Below are 23,744 nucleotides of genomic sequence, written 5' to 3'. Positions count from 1 at the left end.
TCCGTCCGGAGGCAGTGGAACCGGTGCCGACGCCCGTAGACTCGGGTCCCCGGGCCTGGTGGAGGTGTCGTGAGCGGTGGGTCGCTGCGCAGGACGCGGGCGGTCGTCGTGGCCGCCACCGCGGTGGCGGGCGTGGTGGCCCTCGTGATGCCGACAGCCCACGCCCTGTCCGACCGGCTGACCGACATCGCCCCCGGCCCGGAGCTCGACCTGGCGCTGCGGCTCGTGTGCGCGGTGGCGATGGCCGCGGCGTTCGCGCTGGCGTGGGTCACGCTGCGGCGGCACAGCGACGAGCCGCTGGCGTTCGCGACGCTGCCGGGGCTCATCGTGTGCGGCATCGCCGTGCGCTACCTCGTGCGGACGCTGCCGGCGGCGGCCGAGGTGTTCCCCTCCGCCGAAGTCCGGCCGGCGCTGGGCGCGTGGCTGCTGCTCGGCGTGGGCGTGCTGCTGACCGTGATGGGGCTCGCAGCCGGATTCGCCGCGAAGCGCCGCTGACGCATTGTCAGAGTAGGCAATGCTTACCTAATATCCCCGCATGACTTCTGGCCTGGTGGGGCGGCGTGGCGTGCTCAAAGCCGCAGTGGGGGTGTCGGCGGGACTGGCACTGGTGGCCTGTTCGAGCACCGGAGAGGCGGCTTCGCCGAGCGGCCCGTCCGCGCCGGGTTTCCCGGTCGACGTGAAGGGCGTCGAGGGCACCACCACGATCCCGGGGCCGCCGCAGCGCGTGGTGTCGGTGGGCCAGTACCGCGACTCCGACGCGGCCGTGGCGCTGGGTGTCGTGCCGCTCATCACCCCTGACCTGGGCAAGTTCCTGCCGGGCGGCATGTCTCCGTGGCTGAAGGCAAAGGCGGGCGCCCACCCGCCGGAGCTGTTCGCCGACACGCAGCTGCCCTTCGAGCGCATCGCCGCGCTCAAGCCCGACCTGATCCTCGGCACCGACCGGTCCACGCTGGCCCAGGACTACAAGACCCTCAGCGCGATCGCCCCGACGCTGTCGTCCGTCTCCGGGTACAACAAGGACACCTGGCAGGTCACCACGCGCCGCGTCGCCACGGCGCTGGGCCGGGTTGACGCGGCCGAGAAGCTCGTGACCGACGTCGAGGCCCAGATCAAGGCCGCCAAGGACGCCAACCCGAGCTTCGCCGGGCGCACGTTCACCATCGGCCCGGTCACCGGCGACGGCACGATCACCACGATCAGCAGCGCCCAGGACGCGTCCGCCCTGTTCTTCGCGCAGCTGGGCCTGGTGCTCTCGCCGAAGGTGACGTCGCTGCCCCAGACCTCGATCCCGGGCCGCTCGCAGATCAGCCCGGAACGCCTGGACCTCATCGACGCCGACGTCCTCGTGCTCACCTACACCACACCGGGCAGCCGCGCGCAGACCGAGGCACTGCCGCTGTTCCAGCAGCTCGCCGCCGTGCGCCGCGGCTCGTACGTCGCACTCGACCTGACCACGGCGATCGCGCTGGCATTCCCGTCGGCGCTATCGGTGCCTTACGGCCTGAAGGAGGTCGTGCCGAAGATCGCCGGTGCGCTGTGATTTGGCCCCGCCTCCGGCGGGGCGTGCGAGATCGCCTTTGAGCCGGCTTGTGGATCGAGCGGTCGGATCGGCCTGGCGGCCGATCGCACCACTCGATCCACAAGCCGGCGCGATCTCGCGCCGTGGGTGCGGAAGGGGGTTACTGGAGAAGCGCCACGCACTCCACGTGATGGGTCATCGGGAACGCGTCGAACGCCCTCAGGTCCGTGAGCGAGTACCCGTGGTCGGCGAAGGTCGCCACGTCCCGGGCGAGCGCCGCGGGATCGCAGGCGACGTACACGATCCGGTCGGGCGAACCCGCCGCGATCGCGTCCACCACCGCGCGCCCGGCGCCCTTGCGCGGCGGGTCGAGCACGACCACGTCGACGGGCTTCGGCGCGTCCGCCAGGGCGTGTTCGACCCGGCCCTCGCGCCACGACACCTGCGGCAGGTCCGCGAGGTTGCGCTCGCCGTCCGTCACCGCCTGGCGGCCGGACTCCACGGCGAGCACGTGGCCGTCCGGCCCGACCTGCTCGGCCAGCACCGAGGCGAACAACCCGACGCCGGCGTAGAGGTCCCACGCGACCCCGCCGCGCGGGGCCTCGGCCCACTCGCGCACGAGCTGCGCGAACGTGTCCGCCGCGAAGGGGTGCACCTGCCAGAAGCCGTGGGCGTCGAGACGCCAGTCGCGGTCTGCCGCGTGCTGCACGGCGAGACCGCCGGACAGCTGGCGCGACTTGTTGCGGCCGTGGACGGTGGAGAGCTCGCGCAGGTGCGTGTGCCCGTCGCCGTCGGTGGTCGTCTCGAGCTCGGTGCCCGGGCGCCAGCGCTTGGCCAGCGCCACTTCGAGCGTGCCCGGCACCGCGATCGGGCAGTCGTCGAGCGCGACGACGCGGTGGCTGTGGTGCGCGCGCAGCCCGGCGCGTCCGTCGCGGCCGGCCACGAGCCGCACGCGGCTGCGCCAGCCGAGCGGGCCGCCCTCGAGCGGCTCGACCACGACGTCGCGCGTGATGCCCGCCAGGCGTTCCAGCTGCTCGGCGACCACGGCCGCCTTCAGGGAGCGCTGGTACTCCGGGTCGGCGTGCTGCCAGTCGCAGCCACCGCAGCCACCCGGCGCGGCCAGCGGGCAGGGCGGCGTGACGCGGTGCTCCGAAGCGTCGAGCACCTCCACCGCGTCCGCCCGGCAGAACGAACCGCCCTTGTCCTCGGTCACCTCGGCGCGCACGCGCTCGCCCGGCAACCCGTGGCGCACGAACACCACCCGTCCGTCCACACGCGACACGCAGTGGCCGCCGTGGGCGACCGGGCCGATCTCGAGCTCGAGCACGCGGCCGAGCCAGTTTTCCGTCATTCAGCAGGTTCCTTGGCTTGTTTCGGGGTTTCCACAGGCTTCGCGGCCGCTGCGCCGCCGCTCGCCGCGAACCCGCGCCGCACGTCACCGGCCGCGGGCCGGGCCCGGCGACCGCGCTCGGCCGCCTTCGCCGACGACTCGAGCTGCCACGGCACGCTCGCGACGATGACGCCCGGCTGGAACAGCAGCCTTCCCTTGAGCCGCAACGCACTCTGGTTGTGCAGCACCTGCTCCCACCAGTGGCCCACGACGTACTCCGGGATGAACACGGTGACCACGTTGCGCGGATTGTCGCCGCGCACGCGCTTCACATAGTCCAGCACCGGCTTCGTGATTTCGCGGTAGGGCGACTCGACGACCTTCAGCGGCACCTTGAACTTGTGCGCCTCCCACTCGGCGGTGAGCCGGCGGGTGTCGGCGTCGTCGACGTTCACGGTCACGGCCTCGAGCACGTCGGGCCGCATCGCCTTGGCGTAGGCGAGTGCACGCAGCGTCGGGCGGTGCAATTTGGACACCAGCACGATCGCGTGGTTGCGCGAAGGCAGCACGGTCGGGGTGTCGCCGAGCTCCTTCAGCTCCTCGGAAACACGGTCGTAGTGCTTCCGGATCGCCGTCATCAAGGCGTAGATCGCCACCATCGCCGCGATCGCGATCCACGCGCCGAGCAGGAACTTGGTGATCAGCACGATGATCAGCACGGTGCCGGTCATCGTGAGACCGATCGCGTTGACCGTCTGCGAGCGCCGCATCCGCCGCCGCACCGCGCCGTCGGTTTCCTTGGCCAGCAAGCGGTTCCAGTGCCGAACCATGCCGGTCTGGCTGATCGTGAACGACACGAACACACCCACGATGTAGAGCTGGATGAGCCGCGTGACCTCCGCGTCGAACGCGATGATCAGCACCAGCGCGAAGACCGAGAGGAACAGGATGCCGTTGGAGAACGCCAGCCGGTCGCCGCGCGTGTGCAGCTGCCGCGGCAGGTAGCGGTCCTGCGCCAGGATCGAGCCGAGCACCGGGAAACCGTTGAACGCCGTGTTGGCCGCCAGCAGCAGGATGATGCCGGTGGCGAAGGAGATGTAGTAGAACGCCGGCGGGAAGCCGGCGAACACGGCCTGGGCGATCTGCGTCACGATCGTCTTCTGCTGGTACCCCTGCGGCGCGCCCTGCAGCTGCTCGGCCGGATTGTCGGCGAAGTTCACCTTGGTGATCACGGCGAGCGTGATGATGCCGATGAGCATCGTCACCGCGAGCACGCCCATGAGCAGCAGCGTGGTGGCCGCGTTCTTCGACTTCGGCTTCCTGAACGCCGGCACGCCGTTGCTGATCGCCTCGACCCCGGTCAGCGCCGCCGCGCCCGAGGAGAACGACCGCAGGATCAGGAAGACGAACGCGAACCCGGTCCACGTGCCCTCGGAGTGCAGCGTGAACCCGGCGCTCTCCGCCCGCATCGTCGTGCCCGTCGCGGCCTCGATCAGCCCCCATACGACCATGACCAGGATGCCGATGATGAACCCGTAGACGGGGATTGCGAAGGCTTTGCCCGATTCGCGCACTCCGCGCAGGTTCAGCGCGGTCAGCACCGCGACGATCACCACGGAGGTGATCACCTTGTGCTCGGCGACCCACGGGATCGCCGAGCCGATGTTGGCGACACCGGACGAAGTGGACACCGCGACGGTCATCACGTAGTCCACGAGCAGGGCGCTCGCCACCGTGAGGCCGAACTTGCTCCCCAGGTTGGTGCCGGCGACCTCGTAGTCACCGCCACCGCTCGGATAGGCGTGCACGTTCTGCCGGTACGACGCCACGACCGTCAGCATGACCAGCGCCACGGCCACCCCGATCCACGGCGCGAACGCGTACGCCGACAGCCCGGCGAAGCTCAGGGTCAGGAAGATCTCCTCCGGCGCGTACGCGACGCTGGAAAGCGCGTCCGAGGCGAAGATCGGCAGCGCGATGCGCTTGGGCAAGAGCGTGTGGCCGAGCCTGTCACTGCGGAACGGACGTCCGAGAACCAGGCGCTTCAACACGGTCGGGAACTTCGACACCACGGAAGCGTAACTGCCACCCCGCAGGGTAGGTTCGGCGCTGGTGCGCGAGGGTACCTACGGACGGGTTTACCCCCACCTACGAGGAGGCAAGGCGTGCACGTGGTGATCATGGGGTGCGGCCGGGTCGGCGCATCTCTGGCCGCGGCGCTGGAGCGTCTCGGCCACGAGGTGGCCGTCATCGACAAGAACCCCCAGGCGTTCCGCCGGCTGGGGCACGACTTCCACGGCCAGCAGATCGTCGGCGTCGGTTTCGACCGGCAGGTGCTGATCGAAGCCGGCATCGAAGAGGCCGGCGCGTTCGCGGCCGTGTCCAGCGGGGACAACTCCAACATCATCTCCGCGCGGGTCGCGCGCGAGAACTTCGGCATCGAGCACGTGGTCGCGCGGATCTACGACCACAAGCGCGCCGCGGTGTACGAGCGGCTGGGCATCCCCACCGTCGCGACGGTGCCGTGGACCACCGACCGCTTCCTGCGGACCCTGCTGCCGGACGGCGTCGCGTCGGTGTGGCGCGATCCGTCGGGCAACGTCGCGCTGCTGCAGCTGCCGCTGAACGAGGGCTGGGTCGGGCGCAGCGTGCGCGACCTCCAGGACGCCACCGGTGCGCGCGTCGCGTTCATCATGCGGTTCGGCAACGGCGTGCTGCCGGACAACAAGACCATGGTGCAGGCCGACGACGTCGTGTACGTCGCGGCCCGCTCCGGCACCGTCAGCGACGTGACGAGCGTGGCCGCTCGCGCTCCGGAGGAGGAGAACTGATGCGGGTCGCGATCGCGGGTGCCGGCGCCGTCGGGCGCTCCATCGCCGTCGAGCTGATCGACGGGCGGCACCAAGTGATGCTGATCGAGCGTGAGGCGGACCAGTTCGAGCCCGACAGCGTGCCGCAGGCCGACTGGGTGCTCGGCGACGCGTGCGAGCTCTCGAACCTCGAGGAGTCCGGCATCGAGCGCTGCGACGTGGTGATCGCCGCGACCGGCGACGACAAGTCCAACCTCGTGGTGTCGCTGCTCGCGAAGACGGAGTTCGCTGTGCGCCGCGTAGTGGCCCGCGTGAACAACCCCGCCAACGAATGGCTCTTCACCGACGCCTGGGGCGTCGATGTCGCCGTGTCGACCCCGCGCATGCTCGCCGCGATGGTCGAGGAGGCCGTGAGCGTCGGCGACCTCGTTCGGCTGATGACCTTCCGCCAGAGCCAGGCGAACCTCGTGGAGCTCACGCTGCCCGAGGAGACCCCGTTGGCCGGCAAGCCCGTGAGCGACATCGCGCTGCCCCGCGACTCCGCGCTCGTCACGATCCTGCGCGGCGACCGCGTGATCGTGCCGCAGCCGGAGGACCCGCTGGAAGCCGGTGACGAGCTGCTGTTCGTGGCGACGTCGGACGTCGAGCCGGAGATCCGCACGGCCCTGGGATACTGAGGCACACAGGAAAGGCCCCTCACGAGCGAGTGAGGGGCCTTTCCTGTGTCTTGGGGCAGGCCGTTAAGCCTCCGGAGTCGGCGTCTGCGCGTACTTCTCGCGCAGCCGGGCCTCGACGTCCGCGTCGGTCTCCGGCTTCGGTTCCGTCTCGGCCAGCGCCTTGAGCCGCTTGTCGGAGCGGCGGACCGCCCAGACGACCACGAGCAGGCCCAGCGCGTAGAGCGGGTAACCCATGGCGATCTTCGCGAACGCGAGCCAGCCGGTGTAGTCGCTGTTGTAGAGCCAGCGCTGCACCACGAACCGGGCGGCGAAGATCACGGCCAGCGCGAGCGTGGCGACGTCGTAGCCGTAGCGCGAGGGCTTGTCCTTGCGCCAGGCCTGGCCGGCGCCGTTGAGCGCGCTCCACACCACGCCGGCGATCGGCCAGCGCACGAGGATCGACAGCACGAACACGCCGCAGTAGGCGAGGCTCGCCCAGATGCCGAAGAGGAAGAAGCCCTTGGCCGAACCCGTGCGGAACGCGATGAACGCCGCGATCGCGACCCCGAAGAAGCCCGAGATCGCCGGCTGCAGCGGCTCCTTGCGCACGACCCGCAGCACCGTGATCGCCACGGCGCTGCCGACCGAGCCCCAGATGGCCGCGGTGAGCCCGAAGAAGGCGTTCACCAGCACGAAGACGATCACCGGTACCGACGAGTAGAACAGGCCCGACACGCCGCCCATCTGTTCCAGCAACGTGGGTTCGGGCTTCTCGGTGTCGTTGTCCGTGTCGTGCTTTTCGTCCCCGCCTTCGGGCACGTGCGTCTCGTCGCGGGGAGCGGGTTCAGTCACGGGAGTCGATCAACCTACCGGGCTCTGGAGTTCGTAGTACGGGTTGTACAGCACCTTCTGGCCGTCACGCTCTGCCATCCGGCCGCGGACCTTGATGGTCCGACCCGGCTCGATACCGGGGATCCGGCGTCGGCCCAGCCAGATTAGCGTCACGCCCTGTGTCCCGTCGAACAGCTCGGCCTGGAGCGTCGGAGTTCCCTCGCTCGGGCACAGCTCGACGCTGCGAAGCCTGCCGAGCACTGTCGCCTCTTCGCCGGACCGGCAGTCACAGGCGCGGCGAGCACCCTCGGCCCCGGACCTCTCGGACATCTCGTCGGCGTCGAGGTCCTCGACGTCGCTGGTCAGCTTGCGAACCAACCGGCTGAAGTAGCCGCCGTCCTTGGCGGACATGGTGTGCTCCTGTGCTCCGGGGCCTCCGACTTCGCGGCCCGTGCGTAATCCAGCGTAGCTGTGGTTCACATCAGCGAAACGGGTTTGCGCCAAGATCGCAACGTGACGTCCGCAATCCGGAACCTCCCCGTGGTCCTGCTGCCCGGTACGGGGTCCGACGAGGTGTTCATTCAGTCGGTGTTCACCGGCCCGTTGGCCTTGGTGGGCGCCCGGCTGATCGCGCCGCCCCCGCCACCCGGCGCCGCGCTCGCCGACGGGTACCTCGAAGAGCTCGACCGGCTCGCGCGCGTCCACGGATCGCTGGTCGTCGGGGGCGTCTCGTTCGGCGCGCACCTGGCCGCGGAGTGGGCGGCGGCGAACCCGGGCCGTTGCGAGGGGCTGGTGTGCGCGCTCCCGGCCTGGAACGGCGAACCCGGATCAGCGGCCGCGGCCGTCGCCGCGCGGGCCTCAGCGGATCTGGTGACCTCCCAGGGGGTGGACGGCGCGCTGGCCGCGGTGGCCGCCGGGAGTCCGGGGTGGCTGGTCGACGAGCTGTCGCGGGCCTGGCGACGGCACGGCGACGAGCTGGTGGCGGGGCTGCGGGTCGCGGCGGGACGGCGGGCGCCGTCGTTGACGGAGCTCGCGACGGTCGCCGTGCCGGCCGGGATCGGCGGGTGCGCCGGGGACCTGGTGCACCCCGTGACGGTGGCCCGCGAGTGGGCCGGGGTGCTGCCGAGGGGCGAGCTGGGCGTGGTCGAGCTGGCCGCCTTCGGGCGGGACCGCGAGGTGCTGGGGCGCGCGAGCCTGATCGGGTTCCTGAAGGGCTGGTTCGGGTCCGCCGGAGACCTGCGATGAAACCAGGTGGTGAAAAGAAATGAATGAAGGAAGGCCCCGGCACGGGTGAGTGCCGGGGCCGTCCTTCGCTTGGCTGTCAGCCTTCTTGCTGCTCGGCGATGTGCTGCGCGACGGCTTCCGGGAGCGTGATCGGGAGCGGGGTGCGCACCGGCATCGGGGAGTCGCCACGGTCGACGATGGTGTGGCGCACGATCATGCGCAGCACGTCGGGAGCCTGCGCGGACTGCGACTGCGGGCCGGCGATCACGCCGCGCAGCATCCAGCGCGGGCCGTCCACGCCGACGAAGCGCAGCGCGACGTCGCCGACGATGGCGGACAGCTCCAGGCCCCACTCGCCGCGACCGACCGTCACCTTCGCGCCGTCGGCCCGCAGCTGGTCGGCCAGCTCGGTGCCGACCTCGCGCCACAGACCGCCGGAACGCGGCGCCGCGTAGGCGCTGACCGTGATCTGGCCCTGCTCGGTCACCACGTGGACCGCGCGGACACCGCCGGCCTCCGGGTCCATCTCGACCTGCACCTGCGAGCCGTCCGGGACCGGGACCCGCACCGAACCGAGGTCGATGCGCGGGATGCCGTCCTCTTCGGCGTCGGCGACGTCGAAGGGCCCCTGCTCGGTCTCCGACAGCTGGTTCTCGGGTTCGATCGCGTCGTCGGCGTCCGCCCCGGTGTCGCCCGCGGCGCCGTCGGCGGACTCGGTCGCCCCGTCGACCCCGCTGTCGGACTTGCGCTTGCGTCCGAAGATCCCCACTACTTCTCCGTTCCTTCCCCAGTGCCCGCGTCCGCGCCGGGCACGTCCGGGACCAGTGTGGCGTGCCCGCCCGTCGAGCCGTAACCACCGGCGCCACGTTCGGTGTCGCCGAGCTCGGCGACCTCCACGAACACGGCCTGCTCGACCCGCTGGATCACCAGCTGCGCGATCCGGTCGCCGCGCGCGAGCACCACCGGCTCTTGGAGATCATGGTTGATGAGGCAGATCCGGATCTCACCGCGGTACCCCGTGTCGATCGTGCCGGGGGTGTTCACCACCGAAAGCCCCACGCGGGCCGCGAGTCCCGAGCGCGGGTGGACGAACCCCGCGAACCCCGGCGGCAGCGCGATCGCGACACCGGTTCCCACCACCCCGCGTTCGCCGGGCCCGAGCACGATATCCGAGGTGGTGACGAGGTCGGCGCCCGCGTCGCCGGGCCGCGCGTACGCGGGCAACGGGACGCCGGGGTCGAGCCGGGTGAGGAGTACCTGAACGCTGGACACGGGCGGCGAGACTACCCTTGTCGCGTGGCTGACACCGTGAACACCGCCGTGAAGCGCGGACTGGCGCACTCCGAACGGCTGTACGTGCCGTGGTGGGGCTGGCCGCTGCCGATGCTCGGCGCGATCCTGCTCGGCGTGGAGATCCACCTCGGGTACCCCTCGATCCCGGTATGGATCCCGCTGCCCATCGCCATCGTGGTGATGGGTGCGCTGGTGCTGTCGCTCGGCCGCTCCCGCGTGCGCGTGACGGGCGGTGACGAGCCGGAGCTGTGGGTCGGCGACGCGCACCTGCCGCTGCGCTTCGCCGGCGTGGTCGAGATCCTCGAGAAGGACGACAAGCGCCGCGCCCTCGGGCGCGACGGCGACCCGGCCGCGTTCGTCCTGCACCGCGGCTGGGTGGGCCCGGCGGTCCGCGTGCAGCTCACGGATCCGGCCGACCCCACGCCGTACTGGCTGTTCAGCACGCGCAAGCCGAAGCGCGTCGCCGAACTGCTGCGCGCCCGTTCCTGAGCGGACGCGCCTCTCGTTCGCGGAACCGGTCCCGCGGACGCGGAAGGGGGCCGGCCTGGTGGGCCGACCCCCTTTACCCAGCTCGCGAGCGAGCTTCCCCGGACCGCCGCGACTGTGTTTCCCCTGAAAAACCTGTGTTTCCCTGAAGTCCTGTACGAGATCCCCGTACGCCGTCAGGCGCAGGCTGTGCTCAGGCGCAGTCGCGACAGATCAGCCGGCCGCCGTTGTCTTCGGCGAGCCTGCTGCGGTGGTGCACCAGGAAGCAGACCGAGCAGGTGAACTCGTCAGCCTGTTTCGGCACGACCTTCACGGTCATGTCCTCACCGGAAAGCCCGGAAAGGTCGGCACCAGGAAGCTCGAAGTTCTCGGCGTTCGCGTCCTCGTCGACGTCGACGACGCCGGACTGGTTCTCGTTCCGCCGGGCCTTCAGCTCCTCCAACGAGTCTTCGGCCAGCTCGTCGGCTTCGCTGCGGCGCGGAGCGTCGTAGTCGGTAGCCATGTGTCCCTCACCCCTGCGAATCAGCTTGTCTTGTTCTTCCGGTCCCCCGGGCGTACCCGTGAGCCGGTCGTGCCGCTGGTCAACGTTCCAGGGCCCCTGTTTGTGCCCGGCGCCCGCAGTGACCGAGGTCTCAGCCAGGTGCCCCTCTTCCTGCGGCCGGAGCCCGGGAAGGGTAGCTCACCGTTCGCCGAGCTCCGCACCGAGTCGCGCATTGCTTGAATTTCGTCACCCGACAGGGGGAATCCGCAGGTGAGACGGCTGGCGTCCGTTGAGGTTGCCCACGGGTCGCGAAGATCACCCGGCAGCGTTGTCCGCTTGCTCCCGCGGAGGTCTCCGTGGTGCGATCGGCGGACCGGCGATTCGCGGCCCGGCCTCGGCGGGGACGGGGCGGGCACAGGGTGACCCGCGCCACCGGGTGCGGCGCGGAACGCCTAGGCTGGGCGGCCACGGCGGCCCTCACAGCGTCGCCTGGTACACCGGGGACGACACCGGGGGACGACATCGACCGGGGCGCGCGGCGCCACGGGGTTGTGGGGTCCTGCGGGGCGGGGTCCGCGGACGGGGTTTCCGCGTTCGGGAAGGGACGGGGCAGGTGGCGTCGGGGAACGGCTCGGGGGACCGTGGTGCGCGGCCTTATCGCAAGCACCGGCCGCTGCCCGCGCTCATCGTGATCGGGGTGCTCGCCCTCGGCGCGGTGTTCGTGTGGGTGAACGCCGTGGTCGATCGAGGGGACGTCGACGAGGCCGTGCTCTGCACGCCGGCCCCCACTCCGCCTCCGGGCACCACTTACACGACCGTGGCCCACAACGGCCTCGACGACCGCTCCCCCGTGCCGCCCGACAAGGTGGCGCTGAAGGTCCTCAACGCCAGCACCACGCGCGGCCAGGGCGGCATCACGACCACGGCCCTGCGCGAGCTCGGCTTCACCGCCATCGGCGACCCGGCCAACGACCCGGCCTACCCCAAGGGCGACGCCAGGTGCCGCGGCCAGATCCGCTACGGCGAGAACGGCGCCGCGGCCGCCCGCACGGTGAGCCTCGTGGTGCCGTGCGCCGAACTCGTGCGCGACAACCGCAAGGACGCCAGCGTCGACCTCGTCACCGGCACGCTCTTCGACGACGTCCGCCCGCGCCCGGAGGCGCGCCAGATCCTCCAGAAGCTCGCCGACTGGTCCAAGTCCCACCAGGGCGGGGGCGGCAACGAGCAGTCCTCGGGCCCCGGCGCGCCCGTGATCGACCAGACGCTGCTCGCCGCGGCCCGCGACGTCGCCTGCTGACCCTGGACCCCCGGGCGGGGGTCCAGGGCGGGCGTCAGACGCTCTTGGCGTCCAGCGAGGCCAGCACCTGCCGCAGCGGCTCCGCGATGCCGGGCGCCGCCGCGAAGGTCACGTCCTCGCCCAGATCGGGTGCCGAGCCCGGCAGGAGGATCGTCGCGCCGGCCTCGGCCGCGACGAGCGCCCCGGCGGCCCAGTCCCAGCGGTGCAGGCCGTGCTCGAAGTACGCGTCGAGCCAGCCCGCGCCGACCGCGCACAGCTCCAGCGACGCCGCTCCGCCGCGGCGGATGTCCCGCACGTGCCCGAGCAGCTCGCCCGCGAGCGCGCCCTGGCGCACGCGACGATCGCGTGCGTAGGCGAACCCGGTGCCCACCAGTGACAGGTCCAAGCGCGTCGGCGAGGACGCCGAGAGGCGCCGGCCGTCGAGCCAGGCACCCTGGCCCCGCGCGGCCGTCCAGCGGCGGCCGCTGACGGGTTCCACGACCGCACCGGCCACCGACACCCCGTCGACCTGCGCGGCCAGCGACACCGCGAACGCCGGCAGCCCGTAGAGGAAGTTCACGGTCCCGTCGATCGGGTCCACCACCCACGTCACGCCGGACCCGGCCGCGGCGCCGCCGCCCTCCTCCCCCAGCACCGGTTCGCCCGGGCGCAGCTCGGCCAGCCGCTCGCGCACCAGCTCCTCGGACTCCTTGTCGATCGCGGTGACCACGTCGGTGTCCGCCGACTTGGTGTCCACGCGGACCACGCCGCCCGCCTGCATGGCGGTCCAGGCCGCCCGCACCAGCCCGGCCGCCTCGACCGCCACCTGCTCCGCAACGCTTTTCAGCAACGACTCGTCAGCTCCCACGTCGGACATGTCACCACATCCGGTTAAAGTCTCCGGAGCAGACATCTGAATCGTGCGAGAAGGGACCACGTCAGTGACGGCGACCCGAGGTTTCGGAATCGACATCGGCGGCAGCGGGATCAAGGGCGCGCTGGTCGATTTGGAAACGGGACAGCTCATCGGCGAGCGACACCGGATCGAGACGCCGCAGCCGTCGACGCCCGAAGCCGTCGCGGACGTGGTGGCGGAGATCGTGCACATCGCGGAGTGGGACGGACCGGTCGGCGTGACGTTGCCGTCGGTGGTCAAGAAGGGGGTCGCGCACACCGCGGCCAACATCGACCACGCCTGGATCGGCACGGACGCCGACGCGCTGTTCGCCAAGCGGCTCGGCAAGAGCGTCGCGGACGTGGCGATGCTCAACGACGCCGACGCGGCCGGCATCGCCGAGATCCGCTTCGGCGACGAGGCCGCGCGCACCGGCGTCACCGCGCTGCTGACCTTCGGCACCGGTATCGGCAGCGCCGTGTTCCACGACGGCAAGCTCGTGCCCAACACCGAGTTCGGCCACCTCGAGGTCGACGGCCACGACGCGGAGAAGCGCGCCGCGGCGTCGGTGAAGGACAACGAGGGCCTGAGCTACCACCAGTGGGCCAAGCGGGTACACCGTTATCTGACCGTGCTGGAGAACCTGATCTGGCCGGATCTGTTCATCGTCGGCGGTGGCGTGAGCAAGAAGGCGGAGAAGTGGGTGCCGCTGCTGGACGTCCGGACCCCGGTGATCGTGGCTTCGTTGCAGAACAACGCGGGCATCGTCGGCGCCGCCGCGGCGGCGGTCGAGGGCATCGCGCACTGACCCGGACCCGCCCGTGAACGGCCGCGAAACCTACGCGCGGGTCACGGGAAGGTCACGTGCAGGTACCGTGCGGCAGGCCGGAGGGTGATCGCTTCGCGACGCACTGCCCGGCCGTCGTTACAATGGAACGCGGCCCACGGCTGCGGGAGTGAAAACCGCAGGCCGAGGCGTGTTCCCCGAATGTGAGGCAGCCGAGGTGGCGATACCTCGGCTCGTCATGATCGACCGCTGCGAAAGGGCGTAAGTGGCAGCCGCAAGAACCGCAACCCGAAGCGGGACGAAGACAGCGACCGCAGCCGGCGAGCCGGCCGACGAGGCAGCCACCGGCGCGGCGAAACCCAAGACCGCCGGCGCGAAGAAGGCTCCGGCCAAAAAGGCGCCGGCCAAGAAGGCCACCACCAAGGCGTCCAAGACCGAAGACGGCGACCCGGACGGCCCGGTCGACCTCGACGAGGCCGAACTCGACAGCCCGGACTTGTCCGACCTGGAAGAGGTCGAGGTCGACGTCGTCGACGAGACGGTCAACGACGAGGCCGCCGAAGAAGACTCCGACGACTCGGAAGAAGAAGCCGAGGGGACGGAGACGCCCGCCGCGCGCCGCCGTAGCAACGCAGCCGCCGAGAAGGGGCCGAAGTCCGCCTCGGACAACCCCGACTTCGTCTGGGACGAGGAGGAGTCCGAGGCGCTGCGCCAGGCGCGCAAGGACGCCGAGCTCACCGCTTCGGCCGACTCGGTGCGCGCCTACCTCAAGCAGATCGGCAAGGTCGCGCTGCTCAACGCCGAGGAGGAGGTGGAGCTCGCCAAGCGCATCGAGGCGGGTCTCTACTCCGCCGAGCGCGTGCGCACCGCCGAGGATGAGGGCGAGAAGCTCGTCACCCAGATGCGCCGCGATCTCAAGTGGATCGTGCGCGACGGCGAGCGCGCCAAGAACCACCTGCTGGAGGCGAACCTCCGGCTCGTGGTGTCGCTGGCGAAGCGCTACACCGGCCGCGGCATGGCGTTCCTGGACCTCATCCAGGAGGGCAACCTCGGCCTGATCCGCGCGGTGGAGAAGTTCGACTACACCAAGGGCTACAAGTTCTCGACGTACGCCACGTGGTGGATCCGCCAGGCGATCACGCGCGCGATGGCCGACCAGGCCCGCACCATCCGCATCCCGGTGCACATGGTGGAGGTCATCAACAAGCTCGGCCGTATACAGCGCGAACTCCTTCAGGACCTCGGCCGCGAGCCGACGCCCGAGGAGCTCGCCAAGGAGATGGACATCTCGCCGGAGAAGGTCCTGGAGATCCAGCAGTACGCGCGTGAGCCGATCTCGCTGGACCAGACCATCGGCGACGAGGGCGACTCGCAGCTCGGTGACTTCATCGAAGACTCCGAAGCGGTCGTCGCGGTCGACGCGGTGTCGTTCACGCTGCTGCAGGACCAGCTCCAGTCGGTGCTGCAGACGCTGTCCGAGCGCGAGGCGGGCGTGGTCCGGCTGCGCTTCGGCCTCACCGACGGACAGCCCCGCACGCTCGACGAGATCGGCCAGGTCTACGGCGTCACGCGTGAGCGCATCCGCCAGATCGAGTCGAAGACGATGTCGAAGCTGCGGCACCCGTCGCGATCCCAGGTCCTCCGGGACTACCTGGACTGATCGCTCGGTCTCGACGAGGAACCCCGTCACCGGAATCCGGTGACGGGGTTCTTTGCTGTGCGCGAAGATCCACTGGGCACTGATCGATCGGGCGCTGATCGATCGGCACTGATCGATCGGGCACGCTCCGCTCGGCACGCTTCGATCAAGCACCGGCTCGACCGGCCACTGTGGACGAAGAGGGGCCGGCGCACAGGACTGGACCTCTGCCGGCGGGTCACCGGCAGGCGCAAAGGTCCAAACCATGACCGGTATGTCCGTTTCCAGTGTTCCGCGGCCGTCTTCAACATTTCCGTCCGCCGCCGGAAACATTTCCGGAACGTGATCCGCGGTATTCGCCCACACACCCACCGCGACGAACCGCACGTAGTGAATACCTCGCGGCCCCTGTCCACCGCAACAGCCGAAAGTCGGTCCTTCACGTGCCTGCGGCGGAAATCGTGATTATTTGGTTGCCTGGGAACGAAGATCGGAGGGCCTTCTCCGGATTATGCTGCGCCGACAACGAGCGTCAGCAGCATTCGGAAGGCAGCACCGGCTAGTGTTTTCGACGAAAACTCAATGGGGCGAGAGTCAGGCGTGGCCGTCGGTACGGAGTGGAACCTCCGTTCCCGGTGAATCGAGGAAACCGTGATCGGCTTCCTCCTCCGCCGCCTCGTCAACTACGTGGCATTGTGCCTGGTCGCCACCTTCGCGGCCTTTTCCTTGGCGTCGCTGGCTTTCAGCCCGCTCGACGCGCTGAAGCTGCGGAACCCACCGGCTCCGCAGTCCACTATCGACGCCAAGGCGGCCGAGCTCTACCTGAACCAGCCCATCCCCGAGCGCTTCTTCACTTGGCTCGGCGGAGTGCTGCAGGGGAACTTCGGCCGCACGGTCGCCGACCAGCCGATCACCGACGAGCTCTTCCGCCGTGCCGGCGTGAGCCTTCGGCTGTTCTTGCTGGGCATCACGATCGGCATCATCATCGGCGTGCTCGTCGGTGTGGTGAGCGCGATCCGGCAGTACAAGGTGAGCGACTACGTGGCCACCACGTTCTCGTTCGTCGTGCTGTCCACCCCGGTCTTCGTGATCGCCACGATCCTCAAGGCGGGCGCCCAGTCGGTGAACGACAACCTGCTCGGCGGGTATCAGTTCTTCATCGTGCAGGGCGAGACGAGCGGGATCGACGGCAGTTTCGGCGACGTGCTGCTCGACCGGTTGCAGCACATCATCGTGCCGACACTGGCGATCGTGCTGACGCAGGTCGCGTACTACAGCCGCTACCAGCGTTCGGCGATGCTCGACGTGCTCGGCTCCGACTTCCTGCGCACCGCTCAGGCGAAGGGCCTCACCCGCCGGCGCGCGCTGTTCAAGCACGGCCTGCGCACGGCGCTGATCCCGATGGCGACGCTGTTCGCGTTCGGCTTCGGCCTGCTCATCACGGGCGGCATCTTCACCGAGCGGATCTTCGGCTGGTACGGCATGGGCGACTGGCTGGTGACCGGGATCCAGAAGCAGGACACCAACATCGTCGCGACCGTGACGCTGTTCATCGCGATCTGCGTGCTGCTGGCCGGGTGGCTGGCCGACGTGCTCTACGCCGCGCTCGACCCGAGGGTGAGGATCTGATGGCCGCTCCCGTGAACGAGGCCGACATCGCCGATTCCGCCGTGCTGGCGGTCGACCCGCGCAGTGAGGCCGAAAGCAAGTCCTCCAGCCGCGGAAAGCTCGTGCTGCGCCGCTTCCTGCGCAACAAGCTCGCGGTCATCTCGCTGGCCGTGATCGTGCTGTTCTACGTGCTGGCCTTCACCTACACCTGGTACTCGCCCTGGTCGTATGACGAGCTCGACCCGCTGTCGAACCTGCTGCCGCCGGACGGGAACCACTGGTTCGGCACGAACCAGATCGGCGGCGACATGTTCGCGCAGACCATGCGCGGGCTGCAGAAGTCGCTCACGATCGGCCTGCTGGCCGCGCTGTTCTCCACCGGCGTCGCCTCGATCGTCGGTGCGGCCGCCGGCTACTTCGGCGGCTGGACCGACCGCATCGCCATGTGGGTCGTGGACCTGCTGCTGATCCTGCCGCCGTTCCTGATCATCTCGATCCTCTCGCCCGCCTTCCGCGGCAAGACGTGGCTGATCCTGGTCGGCCTGATCGCACTGTTCCAGTGGATGATCACCGCCCGCATCGTGCGCGGCATGACGCTGACGTTGCGCGAACGCGAGTTCGTGAAGGCCGCGAAGTTCATGGGCCAGCCGTCGTGGCGGATCATCGCCAAGCACATCGTGCCGAACATGGCCTCGCTGCTGATCATCGACGCGACGATCAACGTCGGCGTCGCGATCATCACCGAGACCTCGCTGTCGTTCTTCGGGTTCGGCGTGCAGTCGCCCGACGTCTCGCTCGGCACGCTGATCGCGAGCGGCACCGACGCGGTGCGCACCTTCCCCTGGCTGTTCTACATCCCGGCGGGCTTCCTCGTGGTCACCGTGCTCGCGGTGAACTACGCGGGTGACGGCCTGCGCGACGCGCTCGACCCGTCGTCGTCGCGTTCGCGGCGCAAGGAACGCAAGCGCATCGAAGAGAAAACGAAGTCCCCCAGCACCACAGGAGTCACAGCATGACCGCCGCACTCACCCTGGGCGCGGAGACCGAGAAGCCCACCGGCACGGTCCTGGAAGTCTCCGACCTCGATGTGTCGTTCCCGTCCGAGTCCGGCCGCGTGCACGCGGTCCGCGGGCTCTCCTACCAGGTCGCGGCCGGCGAGGTGCTGGGCATCGTCGGCGAGTCCGGTTCCGGCAAGTCGGTGTCGTCGCTCGCGGTCATGGGCCTGCTCCCGCCGCAGGCGCGCATCTCCGGCTCCATCCGGTTCCAGGGCAGCGAGCTAATCGGCAAGTCCGACACCGAGCTGTCCAAGCTGCGCGGCAAGAAGATCTCGATGGTCTTCCAGGACCCGCTCTCGGCGCTGACGCCCGTGTACACCGTGGGCGCGCAGATCGCCGAGGCGCTGCTGGTGCACGCCAAGGGCTCGATGACCAAGCAGCAGGCGAACAACCGGGCCGTGGAGCTGCTCGACCTCGTCGGCATCCCGAACGCCGCCGCGCGCGCCAAGGCGTTCCCGCACGAGTTCTCCGGCGGCATGCGCCAGCGCGCGGTGATCGCCATCGCGATCGCCAACGACCCGGACCTGATCATCGCCGACGAGCCGACCACCGCGCTCGACGTGACCGTGCAGGCCCAGGTGCTGGAAGTGCTGAAGACCGCGCAGGAGGTGACCGGCGCCGGCATCGTGATCATCACCCACGACCTCGGCGTGGTCGCCGGGTTCGCCGACCGCTTGATGGTCATGTACGCCGGGCGCGCCGTGGAGCAGGGCCCGGTCGAGACCATCTACGCCCAGCCGCGGATGCCGTACACGCTGGGCCTGCTGGGCTCGATCCCCCGCGTCGACGCGCACGAGAAGCAGCCGCTGGTGCCGATCGAGGGCCAGCCGCCCTCGCTGGTGAACCTGCCCTCGGGCTGCCCGTTCGCGCCGCGCTGCCCGCTGGCGATCGACGCGTGCCACCAGGCCGAGCCCGAGCTGTTCACGATCACGCCGGGCAACCCGAACGCTCCGGTCGACACCACGCACCGGGCCGCCTGCATCCGTACCGAAGAGCTGGCCGGCCCCAAGGCCGACGCGGCCGAGGTCTACGGCGCCGAGGTGATCGAGGAGGCGGCAGTCGCGAAGCTGCCGCGCGCGCAGCGCACCGCCGTGCTCGACGTGCAGGACCTGCAAAAGCACTACCAGATCACCAAGGGCGCGGTGCTCAAGCGCAAGGCCGGTGTGGTCAAGGCGGTCGACGGCGTCAGCTTCGACATCGTCGAGGGCGAGACACTGGGCCTGGTCGGCGAGTCCGGCTGTGGCAAGTCGACCACGCTGATGGAGATCCTCGAGTTGGCCGCCCCCCAGAACGGGTCGGTGGCGGTGCTCGGCCGGGACGTCGCGAAGCTGAACGGCAAGGGGCGCAAGGAGATCCGGCGCGACCTGCAGGTGGTGTTCCAGGACCCGATGGCCGCGCTCGACCCGCGGCTGCCGATCGGCGACATCATCGCCGAGCCGATGGTGACCCACGGCTACGGCAAGGCGCACATCGCCAAACGCGTGCCTGAGCTGCTCGGGCTCGTGGGGCTGCGCGCGGAGCACGCCGACCGGTACCCGGCGGAGTTCTCCGGCGGGCAGCGCCAGCGCATCGGCATCGCCCGGGCGCTCGCGCTCGAGCCGAAGCTGATCGTGCTCGACGAACCGGTGTCCGCGCTGGACGTGTCGATCCAGGCCGGCGTGATCAACCTGCTCGACGAGCTGAAGGCGAAGCTCGGCCTGTCGTACCTGTTCGTGGCCCACGACCTCTCGGTGATCCGGCACATCGCCGACCGCGTGGCCGTGATGTACCTCGGCAAGATCGTCGAGATCGGCGACGTGGAGACGGTCTTCGACGCGCCGCAGCACCCGTATACGCAGGCGCTGCTGTCCGCGATCCCGATCCCGGACCCGATCAAGGAACGCGAGCGGACCCGGATCATCCTCACCGGCGACCTGCCCAGCCCGGCGAACCCGCCGTCGGGCTGCCGGTTCCGCACGCGCTGTTTCGTGTTCTCGCAACTGTCCGAACAGGACAAGCAGAAGTGCATCGACGTCGAGCCGCCGCGCGAGTCCCGCGCGGACGACCACGACGTCGCCTGCCACTACGCCAAGACCCGCGAAGTCGTGTAGCCACGCATCCGTTGGCACACAGGGAAAGAAAGGTAAACATGATGCGACGGAGAATGGCCGCACTCGTGGCTCCCGTTGCCGCTCTGGGGCTCCTGCTCGCCGCTTGTGGCGGCGGCTCCTCCAGCAGTGGTAACAGCGGACTGCAGGACGCCGGCACCCAGCAGGTCAAGACCGCGGACATCAACGCGATGCCGGTCGACCAGCTCAAGGACGGCGGCGACCTCAAGTGGCCGATCGACTCGCTGCCCGACAACTGGAACTACAACGAGGTTGACGGCACGGTGCTCGACGGCGCGAACATGTTCGGCGCCATCCTGCCCTACCCGTTCCCGCAGAACGCCGACGCGTCGGTGGGCCTGGACCAGAACTACCTCACCTCGGCCGAGGTCGTCAGCACCGACCCGCAGGTGGTCGAGCTGAAGATCAACCCGAAGGCCAAGTGGAGCAACGGCCGGCAGTTCTCGTGGGAGGACTACGCCGCGCAGGCCAACGTGCTCAGCGGCAAGAACCCCGCCTACCAGGTGTCGGGCACCACGGGTTACGAGGACATCGCCAAGGTCGAGAAGGGCGCCGACGACCTCGACGTGAAGATCACCTTCGCGAAGAAGTTCGCGGAGTGGAAGTCGCTGTTCAGCCCGCTCTACCCCAAGGAGCTGAACTCCGACCCGGACACGTTCAACAAGAGCTGGGCCGCGAAGCCGGCGATCACCGCGGGCCCGTTCAAGGTCAAGAGCATCGACCAGACCGGCAAGACCGCGGTCTTCGAGCGTGACCCGAACTGGTGGGGCGCGAAGCCGAAGCTGGACACCGTGACCTACAAGGTCGTCGACCGCGCCGCGCAGCCGGACGCCTTCGCCAACGGCCAGATCGACTTCTACAACCTGAACAACGACATCAACACCTTCAAGCGCGCCCAGGCCGACCCGAACGCGGTCGTCCGGCAGTCGACCTACCCGGACTACACGCACCTGACCTTCAATGGTGCGTCCAGCTCGATCCTGGCCGACAAGGACCTGCGCTTGGCGCTGATGAAGGGCGTCGACACGGTCGGGATCAGCAAGGCGATCCTCGGTCAGATGCAGAAGGACACCACGCCGATCGGCAACCACCTGTTCCTCAAGGGCTCCAAGACCTATGAGGACAACTCCGGTCCGTACAAGTTCAACGCCGATGGCGCGAAGGCCGACTTGGACAAGCTCGGCTGGAAGCTCAACGGTGACACGCGGGCCAAGGACGGCAAGCAGCTCAAGGTGCGCCTGGTGATCCCGTCGGGCACCCCGATCAGCCAGCAGATCGGCCAGATCCTGCAGTCGGAGTTCAAGGCGATCGGTGTCGGGCTGGACATCCAGGCCGTGCCGACCACCGAGTTCTTCAAGAACTACGTCAACGTCGGCAACTTCGACCTGACGATCTTCCGCTGGATCTCGAACTCGTTCCCGATCGGCGGCAGCAAGGGCATCTACTACCTCGACCCGAAGAACATCAACCAGAACTACGGCCGCATCGGTGACGACAAGCTGAACCAGCTGCTCGACACCGCGGCGCAAGAACTGGACGACACGAAGCGGGCCGCGGACATCAACGCCGCCGACAAGGAGATCTGGGCCATCGGGCACCAGCTCCCGATCTTCCAGTCGCCGGGCGCGTTCGCGACGCGCAAGACGCTGGCGAACTTCGGTTCGCCGGGTTACGCGAACAACCCGTACGACTACACCAAGATCGGCTTCGTGAAGTAACGCTGTACCCCCGGGAGAGCGGCGCGGGCCCCGGCCCGCGCCGCTCTTTCCTTTGTAGACACCTAAGGTGGCACTCATGCGGAGTTTCCTGCGGCTGCGGCCGGTGCGCCACGTCCTCGTGACGAGCGGCGTGGTGCTGCTCGCGTGCGCGGCCGTGTTCGTGTTGCAGCTGCTGGAGTTCTCCCACGCGCAGGCCGACGTCCGGGGCATCACGGCGCAGGCCACGGGCACGGTGGTGCGCGGCGGCGAAGGCTCGGCGACCGTGCGCTTCCCGGTGGCCGGCGGGTCTCTCGCGACGGCGGATGTCGCGCTCGACAGCTCGGCCCCGAAGGCCGGCACGAGCGTGCCCGTGCTGTACGACCCCGCGCAGCCGTCCCGCGCGTTGATCCGCGACGCGACACCGATCGTGACCGCCGACCGCGCGACGACCTACGCCACGGTGACCGTGGTCGCGGCCGCGGCGGTGCTGGCCGTCGACCTCTTCCTGTTCTTCACGCGCTTCGTCCGGCCCGCGCGAGCCGCGGCGTCGACGTCACCGATCCCGGTGCGGCGGGTGAAGGTGCAACGCGGTCTGCTCACGCGGTCCTGGCTCGAGACCGAGACGGCGTCGCCGCGCTGGATCCCGGTGTACTTCTCCCCCACCCTGATCGGCCTGCCCGCGCCGACGAAGGTCGTGGTCCGCGGCGACGTGCGGCGCGACCGGCTCGTCGCCGTCGAAGTCGGCGACGAGCTGCTGTACTCGGCCGGCTCGGTGCGGGCCACCGAACCGCGCGGCCGCCGTACCGACAACCCCGCCGAGCCGGACGAGGAACGCGCGCTCGCCGCGGCGCGCCCGGTGTCGCTGATCCGCCAGTTCCGCGCCGACCTGCCGGTGCTGGCCGTCGCCCCCGTGGTCGGCGTGTTCTGGGCCTTCGTCGACGGCAGCGGCTTCAGCGGGTGGCTCGTGGTCACCGTGCTCGTCGCCGCGTTCGGGTTCTGGTGGGCCGCGCTGCGCGGCTCCGACCCGTCAGTCTGAGCCCAGCTCCCCGAGGACGGCGGCCAGCTCGTCGTAGGAGTCCGCGAGCTTCTCCGCCTGGTCGAGGCGGTGGCGCTCCAGCCGCAGCGCGCCGAGGTGCCGGGCGCGGTAGTAGAGCATGCGCCGCCGGGCCCCGGGCGAGGTGTCGAGCGGGCCGTAGGCCTCCCAGAACGTGTCCCGCTCCGTACCGGGTTTGGCCAGCGCCATGCGGATCGGCCAGTCGGCCGCCGGGTCACCCCACCAGCTGCGGTCGTGGTCGTAGACGCCGGTGACGCGGAGATCGTCGGCGAGCATCACGTTGATCGTCCACAGATCGCCGTGCAGCAGGCGCGGTTCGGTGACCTCGTCGAGCAGCGCCGAGTCGCGGGCGGCGAGCTTGCCGATCTCCCGCACGTCGGCGGCGTCGAGGCCGCGGTCCTCCAGGTCGAGCGCGTTGTCGGCGAAGAAGGCGACCAGCGCTTCGCTCCACGTGGCGAAGTGCGGCCCCGCGACCGGGCCGAAGCCGGGCCCGCGCACGTCGTGCACCAGGCGCGTCAGGCGGCCCAGCTCGCGGTAGAACGGCCCGCGCTCGGCCGGCGGGTACGTCGGGAGGACGTCGGGCCCGGCGCGGCCGGTGAGCACGGCCTGCACCACGTAGTCGCGCGGGAGCACCTCGTGGGTGAAGTCGGCCGCGATCGTGCGCGGCAGCAGGTGCGCGATGGGCGCGAAGTAGGGCGCCGCGACGTACTCGTTGCGCATGAACTGCCACTCGGTCCGCGCCTGGCGCGCGGGCGCCGGGGCCACGCGCAGGATCACCGGCCCGTCGGCGAGCTCCACGCGGTAGGTCGTGTTGTAGCCGCCCCAGCCCAGCTCGATCGCGGCGCGGACCACGGTGGCGGGCCCGAACACGCGCTCGCACACCGCTTGGATCTGTTCGGGGCCGAGCTGCTGCTGGAAAGCCCCGATCGGGCGGTCGAGGGGGCGAAAGTCCATGGGCTCATCCTGGCAGGCCCGTCAGCGGCACTCGATCACAC

General features: G+C 70.0%; 23 protein-coding genes. 14 read left to right on the top strand and 9 right to left on the bottom strand.

All coding sequences use genetic code 11. The annotated features are described in order from the left end of the window. The first annotated feature begins 69 nt into the window (after positions 1–69). Positions 70–495 carry a hypothetical protein gene (locus K1T34_RS31280; protein ID WP_255637694.1) on the top strand — a complete coding sequence of 142 codons (426 nt, stop codon included), beginning with the start codon at positions 70–72 and terminating at the stop codon, positions 493–495. A 40-nt stretch (positions 496–535) separates the two neighbouring features. Next, complete coding sequence (locus K1T34_RS31275) at positions 536–1,540, top strand: iron-siderophore ABC transporter substrate-binding protein (RefSeq protein ID WP_220238347.1); 1,005 nt, start codon at positions 536–538, stop codon at positions 1,538–1,540. Positions 1,541–1,679: 139 nt separating this feature from the next. Here K1T34_RS31275 and K1T34_RS31270 read toward each other — a convergent pair whose 3' ends face one another. Both K1T34_RS31270 and K1T34_RS31265 read right to left on the bottom strand, forming a co-directional pair. Further along, positions 1,680–2,870: a class I SAM-dependent RNA methyltransferase gene (locus tag K1T34_RS31270; protein WP_220238346.1), complete on the bottom strand. Its 1,191-nt coding sequence runs from the start codon at positions 2,868–2,870 to the stop codon at positions 1,680–1,682. Further along, on the bottom strand, positions 2,867–4,918 hold the full coding sequence (locus K1T34_RS31265; protein ID WP_220238345.1) for an APC family permease: 2,052 nt from the start codon (positions 4,916–4,918) through the stop codon (positions 2,867–2,869). The genes K1T34_RS31270 and K1T34_RS31265 overlap by 4 nt, the downstream gene beginning before the upstream one ends. A 96-nt stretch (positions 4,919–5,014) precedes the next feature. On the opposite strand from K1T34_RS31265, the gene K1T34_RS31260 reads away from it, so the two are divergent. Beyond that, positions 5,015–5,680, top strand: a complete 666-nt coding sequence (locus K1T34_RS31260) for a TrkA family potassium uptake protein (protein ID WP_220238344.1) — start codon at positions 5,015–5,017, stop codon at positions 5,678–5,680. After that, positions 5,680–6,336: a TrkA family potassium uptake protein gene (locus K1T34_RS31255; protein ID WP_220238343.1), complete on the top strand. Its 657-nt coding sequence runs from the start codon at positions 5,680–5,682 to the stop codon at positions 6,334–6,336. The genes K1T34_RS31260 and K1T34_RS31255 overlap by 1 nt, the downstream gene beginning before the upstream one ends. 63 nt (positions 6,337–6,399) lie before the next feature. Here the strand turns inward: K1T34_RS31255 and K1T34_RS31250 are convergent, their stop codons facing one another. Together K1T34_RS31250 and K1T34_RS31245 are read right to left on the bottom strand one after the other, a co-directional pair. Next, a complete protein-coding gene (locus tag K1T34_RS31250; protein ID WP_370643418.1) occupies positions 6,400–7,167 on the bottom strand; it encodes a DUF3159 domain-containing protein in 768 nt (255 codons plus the stop codon). 9 nt (positions 7,168–7,176) lie between these two features. After that, positions 7,177–7,557, bottom strand: coding sequence for an OB-fold nucleic acid binding domain-containing protein (locus K1T34_RS31245; RefSeq protein ID WP_220238342.1), 381 nt, complete (start codon positions 7,555–7,557; stop codon positions 7,177–7,179). A 102-nt stretch (positions 7,558–7,659) separates the two neighbouring features. Between K1T34_RS31245 and K1T34_RS31240 the strand changes: the two genes are divergently transcribed. Beyond that, entirely contained in the window at positions 7,660–8,391 is a 732-nt protein-coding gene (locus K1T34_RS31240) for an alpha/beta hydrolase (protein ID WP_220238341.1), read from the top strand. A 76-nt stretch (positions 8,392–8,467) separates the two neighbouring features. On the opposite strand, the gene K1T34_RS31235 is transcribed toward K1T34_RS31240, so the two are convergent. Together K1T34_RS31235 and dut are read right to left on the bottom strand one after the other, a co-directional pair. Then, on the bottom strand, positions 8,468–9,139 hold the full coding sequence (locus K1T34_RS31235; RefSeq protein WP_220238340.1) for a DUF3710 domain-containing protein: 672 nt from the start codon (positions 9,137–9,139) through the stop codon (positions 8,468–8,470). Next, positions 9,139–9,642 (bottom strand): dUTP diphosphatase, encoded by a 504-nt coding sequence (gene dut, locus K1T34_RS31230; RefSeq protein WP_220238339.1) that lies wholly within the window; start codon positions 9,640–9,642, stop codon positions 9,139–9,141. Before dut ends, K1T34_RS31235 begins: the two co-directional genes overlap by 1 nt. 24 nt (positions 9,643–9,666) lie before the next feature. On the opposite strand from dut, the gene K1T34_RS31225 reads away from it, so the two are divergent. Next, positions 9,667–10,152: a DUF3093 domain-containing protein gene (locus tag K1T34_RS31225; RefSeq protein WP_220238338.1), complete on the top strand. Its 486-nt coding sequence runs from the start codon at positions 9,667–9,669 to the stop codon at positions 10,150–10,152. A 190-nt stretch (positions 10,153–10,342) separates the two neighbouring features. On the opposite strand, the gene K1T34_RS31220 is transcribed toward K1T34_RS31225, so the two are convergent. Beyond that, on the bottom strand, positions 10,343–10,651 hold the full coding sequence (locus K1T34_RS31220) for a DUF4193 domain-containing protein (RefSeq protein ID WP_204090248.1): 309 nt from the start codon (positions 10,649–10,651) through the stop codon (positions 10,343–10,345). Positions 10,652–11,243: 592 nt separating this feature from the next. Here K1T34_RS31220 and cei point away from each other — a divergent pair. Further along, positions 11,244–11,927 (top strand): envelope integrity protein Cei, encoded by a 684-nt coding sequence (gene cei / locus K1T34_RS31215; RefSeq protein ID WP_220238337.1) that lies wholly within the window; start codon positions 11,244–11,246, stop codon positions 11,925–11,927. Between the two features lie 34 nt (positions 11,928–11,961). Here the strand turns inward: cei and K1T34_RS31210 are convergent, their stop codons facing one another. Next, positions 11,962–12,783: an inositol monophosphatase family protein gene (locus tag K1T34_RS31210; RefSeq protein ID WP_220238336.1), complete on the bottom strand. Its 822-nt coding sequence runs from the start codon at positions 12,781–12,783 to the stop codon at positions 11,962–11,964. A 64-nt stretch (positions 12,784–12,847) separates the two neighbouring features. Between K1T34_RS31210 and ppgK the strand changes: the two genes are divergently transcribed. The 7 genes from ppgK (at position 12,848) to K1T34_RS31175 (ending at position 22,731) form a co-directional block, all read left to right on the top strand. Continuing rightward, positions 12,848–13,609, top strand: a complete 762-nt coding sequence (ppgK, locus tag K1T34_RS31205; protein ID WP_220238335.1) for a polyphosphate--glucose phosphotransferase — start codon at positions 12,848–12,850, stop codon at positions 13,607–13,609. A 244-nt stretch (positions 13,610–13,853) separates the two neighbouring features. Beyond that, positions 13,854–15,248, top strand: coding sequence for an RNA polymerase sigma factor (locus K1T34_RS31200; RefSeq protein WP_220238334.1), 1,395 nt, complete (start codon positions 13,854–13,856; stop codon positions 15,246–15,248). 630 nt (positions 15,249–15,878) lie between these two features. Beyond that, positions 15,879–16,856: an ABC transporter permease gene (locus K1T34_RS31195; protein ID WP_220238333.1), complete on the top strand. Its 978-nt coding sequence runs from the start codon at positions 15,879–15,881 to the stop codon at positions 16,854–16,856. Further along, positions 16,856–17,851 carry an ABC transporter permease gene (locus K1T34_RS31190; protein WP_220238332.1) on the top strand — a complete coding sequence of 332 codons (996 nt, stop codon included), beginning with the start codon at positions 16,856–16,858 and terminating at the stop codon, positions 17,849–17,851. Before K1T34_RS31195 ends, K1T34_RS31190 begins: the two co-directional genes overlap by 1 nt. Beyond that, positions 17,848–19,980, top strand: coding sequence for an ABC transporter ATP-binding protein (locus K1T34_RS31185; RefSeq protein WP_220238331.1), 2,133 nt, complete (start codon positions 17,848–17,850; stop codon positions 19,978–19,980). Before K1T34_RS31190 ends, K1T34_RS31185 begins: the two co-directional genes overlap by 4 nt. 41 nt (positions 19,981–20,021) lie before the next feature. Continuing rightward, positions 20,022–21,716, top strand: a complete 1,695-nt coding sequence (locus tag K1T34_RS31180; RefSeq protein ID WP_255637693.1) for an ABC transporter family substrate-binding protein — start codon at positions 20,022–20,024, stop codon at positions 21,714–21,716. A 76-nt stretch (positions 21,717–21,792) separates the two neighbouring features. Then, positions 21,793–22,731, top strand: a complete 939-nt coding sequence (locus K1T34_RS31175) for a DUF3592 domain-containing protein (protein ID WP_220238330.1) — start codon at positions 21,793–21,795, stop codon at positions 22,729–22,731. Here the strand turns inward: K1T34_RS31175 and K1T34_RS31170 are convergent. After that, on the bottom strand, positions 22,723–23,703 hold the full coding sequence (locus K1T34_RS31170; protein WP_220238329.1) for a phosphotransferase family protein: 981 nt from the start codon (positions 23,701–23,703) through the stop codon (positions 22,723–22,725). The two genes, K1T34_RS31175 and K1T34_RS31170, sit on opposite strands and share 9 nt — an antisense overlap. Between the last annotated feature and the right edge of the window lie 41 nt (positions 23,704–23,744).

The organism is Amycolatopsis sp. DSM 110486 (assembly GCF_019468465.1).
GTDB lineage: Bacteria > Actinomycetota > Actinomycetes > Mycobacteriales > Pseudonocardiaceae > Amycolatopsis.
The sequence above is the reverse complement of the archived record's forward strand: the minus strand, read 5'-3'. Positions and strand labels throughout refer to the sequence as shown.